The sequence below is a fragment of the Pseudomonas salomonii genome, from assembly GCF_900107155.1.
GTDB lineage: Bacteria > Pseudomonadota > Gammaproteobacteria > Pseudomonadales > Pseudomonadaceae > Aquipseudomonas > Aquipseudomonas salomonii.
This window is the reverse complement of the sequence record NZ_FNOX01000030.1, coordinates 1-7,604: the sequence shown is the minus strand read 5'-3', so window position 1 is coordinate 7,604 and position 7,604 is coordinate 1. Positions and strand designations below refer to the sequence as shown.

Annotated in this window: 2 protein-coding genes; both read right to left on the bottom strand. The window is 62.9% G+C overall.

Annotated elements, in window-relative coordinates; genetic code table 11:
* On the bottom strand, positions 1-6,989 hold a 6,989-nt coding region (locus tag BLV67_RS31885), incomplete at its 3' end, for a non-ribosomal peptide synthetase (protein ID WP_074854583.1).
* Positions 6,990-6,992: 3 nt separating this feature from the next.
* The coding region (locus BLV67_RS31880; RefSeq protein WP_143039905.1) for a phosphopantetheine-binding protein at positions 6,993-7,604 on the bottom strand (612 nt) is incomplete at its 5' end.

The following is a 7,604-nucleotide window of genomic DNA, read 5'->3' as shown; positions in this document are numbered from 1 at the left end:
AGGTAAAGCTCGCCCAATACGCCAATGGGTACCGGTTCGAAATGGCTGTCGAGGATGTAGCAGCCCAGATTGGCAATCGGGCGACCAATCGGCACCGCATCGCGACCTTCATCAAGGCAGGTCCAGTGGGTCACATCGATGGCGGCTTCAGTCGGGCCGTACAGGTTATACAGCCGCGCTTGCGGCAGTTTGGCGAAGACCTGCTGTTGCGCATCCACCGGCAGCGCCTCGCCGCTGCACACGATGCGGTGCAAGGTGTGGCACGTCGCAACGGTCGGGTCTTGCACAAAGGCCTGCAACATCGAGGGTACAAAGTGCAGCGTGGTGACCTGTTCGGCATTGATCAGGCTGACCAGCCTGGCCGGGTCACGGTGGTCGCCCGGCGCGGCAACGACCAGGCGTGCGCCGGTCATCAGTGGCCAGAAGAACTCCCACACCGACACGTCAAAGCTGAACGGGGTCTTTTGCAGCACAGTGTCGCTGACATCCAGGCCATAGGCCTCCTGCATCCATTGCAGGCGGTTGGTCAGGGCCGCATGACGGTTGCCGGCGCCTTTGGGCTGGCCGGTGGAACCGGAGGTGTAGATCACGTAGGCGAGGTTTTCGCCGTCCAGAGCAATACCCGGATTCTCTGCGCTATAGCTGTCGAACTCCGTCTCGCCTAGTACCAGCGTTTCCAAACCGTGTGGAATCGGCAGCTGACCGAGTAGATGCGCCTGAGTGAGCAGTAGCTTCACGCCGCTGTCTTCGAGCATGTAGGCCAGGCGCTCACGGGGATATTCCGGGTCCAGCGGCACATACGCGCCACCGGCCTTGAGCACCGCCAGCAGGCCGACCACCATCTCGATGGAACGCTCTACCGCCAGCCCCACCAACGAGTCCGGGCCAACGCCCGCTTCGATCAGACGATGGGCCAGGCGATTGGCGCGGCGGTTGAGTTCGGCGTAATTCAAGCGCTGCTCGGCAAACACCAGTGCCGGCGCCGCTGGCGTGAGCGCAACCTGCGCTTCAATCAGTTGATGCACCGTTTGCTGCAACGGGTAATCGCGGGATGTGGCGTTCCAGTCCTGAATCACCTGCTGACGCTCAGTGGCGTCGAGCATCGCCAGCTCACCCAGACGTTGCTGCCCGCCCTCAAGCATGGCTTGCAGCAGGTTGACCAGGTGTCGGCCGTAACCTTGCACCGTGTCTTCATGGAAATACGCGCGGGCAAAGCTGAACTGCACCGACAGCGTATCGCCCAGATCCACCAGCACCGTCAGCGGGAAGTTGGTTTGTTCATGGGCGTGGGGTTCGCCAAACTGAATGCCGCTGCCGCCGCTTTGCGCCAGGGCTTTGGACACCGGGTAGTTTTCGAACACCAGGATATTGTCGAACAAGGCTTCACCGCCCTGCCCGGCCCAGCGCTGAATGTCATACAGCCCGGTGTGCTCGTGCTCACGCAACGCCAGGTTTTGCGCCTGCACCGCTTGCAACCAGTCGGCCACCGTCACCTGCCCCTCTACCGCGCAGATCACCGGCAAGGTGTTGATGAACAGACCGATCTGCTGCTCAACGCCCGCAAGCTCCGCCGGGCGCCCGGCCACAGTGGCACCGAACGCCACCACCGCCTGGCCACTGTGACGCTGCAACAGAATCAGCCACGCCGCCTGGATCAAAGTGTTGAGTGTGACCTTGTGGCTTCGGGCGAACGACTCAAGTTGAGTTGTGAGTGTGCGATCAAGCGCCAGTTGGTGCTCGCCATGCCCTTGCACCGCCATCGGTTGGCTGCTGCCCAGCCGAGTTGGGGTTTGCAACGCACTCAACTGCTCGCGCCAGAAGGCTTCGGTCGCAGCGGCGTCACGCTGTTGCAGCCAGCCGATGTAATCGCGATAGCGCCCGGCCGCTTCCGGCACCGCCACGCCGGCATAGCGTTGCAGCACTTCACCGAACAGTCGCGAATTGCTCCAGCCGTCCATCAGGATGTGATGGCTGGTGTAGATCAACTCGTAGCACTGCTCATCGGTGCGCACCAGTACCAGGCGCACCAGTGGTGGCTTGGCCAGGTCAAAACCCTGGCGGCGCTGGGCCTGTTGCAGGTTGCGCAGTTCCAGTTCGCGCTCCGGCATGGCGCGCCAGTCCAGAACCTGGATCGGCAACCGTGCCTGGCGGTACACCACCTGGCACGGCCACTCCAGCTGGCCTTCCCAGAAGAACCCGCTGCGCAGCACATCATGGGCCTGCACCGTGGCATCCCAGGCGTGCTGGAAGCGCGACACGTCCAGGCCCTGCGCAGTCACGCGGATCTGGTTGATGTAGTCGCCCGCCGTCTGCTCATAGAGCGTGTGAAAGAGCATGCCCTGCTGCATGGGCGACAACGTGTAGAGGTCTTCTACGGCATCGAAGGCCAGCGGCAACGACTCCAGCTGCGATTGATTCAAGCGCGACAACGGGAAATCGGAAGCGGTCACACCGCCATTGCCGGGCGTGCAGCAATGTTCGATCAGCGCGTTGAGTTCGCGGGTGTAGGCCGCGCTCAGCGTTTCGATCACGGCGGGATCGAACATCAGCGGGCTGAACGTCCAGCCCAGTTGCAGTTCGCCGCCATAGACCTGGCCGTTGAGCGTCAACCAGTTGCCCAGCGGCGCGTCCGGGCTTTGTTCGGTGCCGGCACTTTCTGCGGCGGGCGCGAACAGCGTGTTTGGCTGGTCGAAACTGCCGTCGACCTGGCCCAGGTAGTTGAAGGTGATGCGCGGCGCTGGCAGAGCACTGAACGCCTCACGTGTGGCGTCATCGCCCAGGTAACGCAAAGCGCCAAACCCCAGGCCTTTATGCGGCACGCTGCGCAGTTGCTCCTTGATCTGTTTGATCGAAACCGCCAGGGACGCGTCCGGAGTCAGGCGCACCGGAAACAGGCTGGTGAACCACCCCAATGTGCGCGTCAGGTCGATGTCGTCAAACAGGTCTTCACGGCCATGGCCTTCCAGCTGGATCAGGCTCGAGGCGTGGCCCGTCCACTGGCAGATCACCCGCGCCAGGGCCGTGAGCAGCAGGTCGTTGATCTGGGTACGGTAGGCCGTCGGCGCCTGCTGCAGCAGTTGCCGGGTGCGTTCGGCGTCCAGTTGGCTGACCACAGTCTCGGCCAGTCGCCCGGGGCGCGCGCCTTGCGGGTTGCGGCACGGCAAGTCGCTGGCCGCACCTTGCAGCTGTTGCAGCCAAAAGGCTTGCTCGGACGCCATCGCCGCACTGCGGGCGTGGGCCTGCAAGCGCTCGGCCCAGGCTTTGAACGACGAGGTTTTGGCCGGCAATGTTTGTTCACGATACAGCGCTTGCAGGTCTTCGAGGAACACCCGCCAGGACACGCCGTCCACCACCAAGTGGTGCATCACCAGCAACAGGCGCTGGGAACCGTCTGCCAGCTCGGCCAGCACCGCACGCAGCAATGGCCCCTGTTGCAGGTCGAGGCTGCGCTGGGCTTTTTCGCACAGCGCGGTCAATTCGCTGGCATCCGCCACCGTGGCTTGCCACAGCACCTGTGTGCCTGCTGAGGCATGCTCGGCTTTCCAACCCTCAGGTTGCTGGCTGAAGCGCAAACGCAGCACATCATGGTGGGCAATCAGGCCTTGCAAAGCAGTTTCCAGACGATCGCCCTCAAGCGTTTGGCGTGGCGTCAGCAAGAAGGACTGGTTCCAGTGATGCGAGTCCGGCAGTTGCCTGTCGAAGAACAACTGCTGGAACGGCAGCAACGGTGTCTCACCTTGCACCGAACCTTGGTCGATCACCCGCGCGGTTTGCAACTGCGCCACCCGCGCGAGGCTGCGCACGGTTTGATGCTGGAACAACGCCTTGGCGGTGAAATGAATACCGGCGGCACGCGCGCGGCTGACTACCTGGATGGAGATGATCGAGTCACCGCCGCGCTCGAAGAAGTTGTCGTTCAACCCCACCTGCTCGATGCCCAGCACATCGGCCCAGATGGCGGCGATTTGCTGCTCCAGCGCGCTTTGCGGGGCTTCATATTGCTGCGTGGCTTCGGGCTTTGGCAGCGCCTTGCGGTCAAGCTTGCCGTTGGGGCTCAGGGGCATCTGCTCCAGCAGCATCCATTGTGCGGGCACCATGTAATCCGGCAGGGTTTCGGCCAGATGCGCACTGAGTACATCGCGCCAATCGTCAGCGGCGTTTTGCAGCACCAGGTAGCCCACCAGGTATTGACTGTCCGGCGCCAACACCGCCGCTTCGCGGACGTAATCGTGCGCCAGCAAACGGGCTTCGATTTCGCCCAATTCGATACGCAGGCCACGCAATTTGACCTGATGATCGGCCCGCCCGGCGTATTCGATTACGCCGTCTGCGCGATACCGCGCCAGGTCGCCGCTGCGGTACAGACGCTCACCGCTGACAAAGGGATGGGCGATAAAGCGCTCGGCGGTCAATGCCGGACGCCGGTGATAACCACGGGCCAGGCCGACGCCGCCCAGGTAAAGCTCGCCCAATACGCCAATGGGTACCGGTTCGAAATGGCTGTCGAGGATGTAGCAGCCCAGATTGGCAATCGGGCGACCAATCGGCACGGCGTCACGCCCTTCATCGACACAGGTCCAGTGGGTCACGTCGATGGCGGCTTCGGTCGGACCGTACAGGTTATACAGCCCGGCGTGCGGCAGTTTGGCCAGGACTTGCTGTTGCGCATCCACCGGCAGCGCCTCGCCGCTGCACACGATGCGCTGCACGCTGTGGCAGGTCGAAACCGCCGGGTCTTGCAGGAACGCCTGCAACATCGAGGGCACAAAGTGCAGCGTGGTGATCTGCTCGGCCGTGATCAGGCTGACCAGCCGGGCCGGATCACGGTGATCGCCCGGCGCTGCGACGACCAGGCGTGCGCCGGTCATCAGTGGCCAGAAGAACTCCCACACCGACACGTCGAAGCTGAACGGGGTCTTTTGCAACACGCTGTCGTTGACGCCCAGGCCATAGGCCTCCTGCATCCATTGCAGGCGATTGAGCAGCGCTGAATGGCGGTTGCCGGCGCCTTTGGGTTGGCCGGTGGAGCCGGAGGTGTAGATCACGTAGGCGAGGTTTTCGCCGTCCAGCGCGATGTCCGGGTTCGCGTCGCTGTAGCCTTCGAAGCCGGTTTCACCCAGCACCAAAGTTTCCAATCCTGGCGGGATCGGCAACTGTTCGAGCAAATGCGCCTGAGTCAGCAGCAGCTTCACACCGCTGTCTTCAAGCATGTAGGCCAGGCGTTCACGCGGGTATTCCGGGTCCAGCGGCACATAGGCGCCACCGGCCTTGAGCACGGCCAGCAGCCCCACCACCATCTCGATGGAGCGCTCCACGGCCAGCCCCACCAGCGAATCCGGGCCAACGCCGGCTTCGATCAAACGATGGGCGAGGCGATTGGCGCGGTGGTTCAGTTCGGCGTAGCTCAGCGATACGTCACCAAAGCGCAACGCCGCTGCATCCGGCTGCTTGAGCGCCTGCGCTTCTATCAACTGATGCACCCAGTGGCCTTGCGGGTAAGCGCGCTCGGTGACATTCCACTGGTAGAGGAGTTGCTGGCGCTCCGTGGTATCCAGCATGGCCAGGTCCTGCAAGGCCAGCGCAGGGTTGGCCACGGCAGCGCGTAACAGGTTCAGCCAATGGCCCAGCATGCGCGAGGCGGTCGCCGTATTGAACAGGTCGGTGGCATAGGTCAGGGAGGCCCAGAGGCCGTCGCCGCTCTCCTGGGTATCCAGGCTCAGGTCAAACTGGGCGCTCTGGGTTTCCAGTTCGAGGCCGGCCACACGCAGGCCCGGCAGTTGTTGCTCTGCGGATGGGGTCTTGGCCTGGTGGTTGAACATCACCTGAAACAGCGGGTTATGGCTCAGGCTGCGTTCGGGTTGCAGTGCTTCGACCAGTTGCTCGAACGGCAAGTCCTGATGAGCCTGGGCCTCCAGCGCGCGGCGCTTGGTATGTTGCAGCAACTGGGTGAACGTCATCTGGCCGTCGAGATCGGCCTTGAGCACCTGGGTGTTGACGAAAAAGCCGATCAGCGATTCGGTCTCGACGCGGTTGCGGTTGGCGATCGGCACGCCGACGCGAATATCCGACTGCCCGCTGTAGCGGTACAGACATGCCTGGAACGCCGCCAACAGCAGCATGAACAGCGTCACCCCTTCGCGTTGCGCCAGGGCCTTGAGACCGGCGACCAGGGCGGGTTCCAGGGCCATGTCCTGGCGTGCGCCTAGGAAACTCTGCTGCGCTGGGCGCGAGTAATCGAGCGGCAGTTCCAGCACCGGCTGTGTGCCGCTGAGCAGCTCACGCCAGTAATCCAGTTGGCGGGCCTTCTCCCCCGCTTCCATCCAGCGGCGTTGCCACACTGCGTAGTCGGCGTACTGGATCGGCAGCGTCGCCAACGTGCAATCCTGGCCCTGGCTGTAGGCGGCATACAGCTGCATCAGCTCTTGCACCATCACGCCCATCGACCAGCCGTCAGAGACGATATGGTGCTGCACCAGCACCAATACATGCTCTTCTGCGCTTAGGCCGAGCAAGCTGACGCGCAATAACGGACCTTGCTGCACATCGAAAGGTCGGGCGATTTCAGCTTCGACGCTTGCCTTGAGCTGGGCCTCGTCGATTGAGCGTTCAGCAATCTCGATCACCGCATGCGCCAACACTTGCTGGGCACGCTGCTCGCCCTCCAGGTGCAAACGGGTGCGCAGGCTCTCGTGGCGTGCCACCAGCGTGTCGAAGCTGCGTTGCAGCGCGGCCTTGTCCAGGCGCCCGCTCAGGCGCAAGGCGCCGGGGACGTGATAGGCCGCGCTGTGCGGGTCCAGTTGCCAGAGAAACCACTGGCGCTCCTGGGCATAAGACAGCGGCGCGTGTTGGCCCTGCTCGCGAATCGAGGCGATCGGCAGTTGCGCGAAACTCATGCCGCGGCTTTGCAGGCGTTGGTAAAACTGCTGACGCTGTTCCAGAGGCAGGCGAAGAAAGCGCGAAACCAGATCGATATTAGGGTTGGAAAGCATGGTTCAAATCGCCTCTAGTTCGCTCAAAAAGTCACGAAGGTCATCAAAATCTTCCGCGCTGCCGGCGCGGAAGGTGGCAGCGGCCTGCACATAGGCGCGCAACGTTTCGGTCTGGAACACTTCCACCAGCGGCACTTGCAGCCCCAGTTCGGCCTGCACCCGCGAAGTGATCTGGATCGCCAGCAGGGAGTGGCCGCCCACTTCGAAGAAGTTATCGTCCAGGCCCACGCGAGGCAGGTGCAGAATCTCGGCCCAGATCGCGGCAATCTGTTGCTCCAGCTCGGTTTGCGGGGCGACGTAGTGCTGCTGCATCAGGCTCGCATCCGGCTCGGGCAGGCCCTTGCGGTCGAGCTTGCCGTTAGGCGTGAGTGGCATCTGCGCCAGGAACATGAAGTGCGTGGGCACCATGTAATCCGGCAAGCGGGTTTTCAGCGCACGGCGCAGGCTGTCGCGGAACTCGGTTTCATTTGGCTGCGCGGTTGCTGGAACCACATAAGCCACCAACTGTTTGCCGTTCGGGCCTTCCTGGGCCACGACAACGGTTTCGCCAACGCTGTCCTGCTCACGCAGACGCGCCTCGATTTCACCCAGCTCAATACGGAAACCACGGATTTT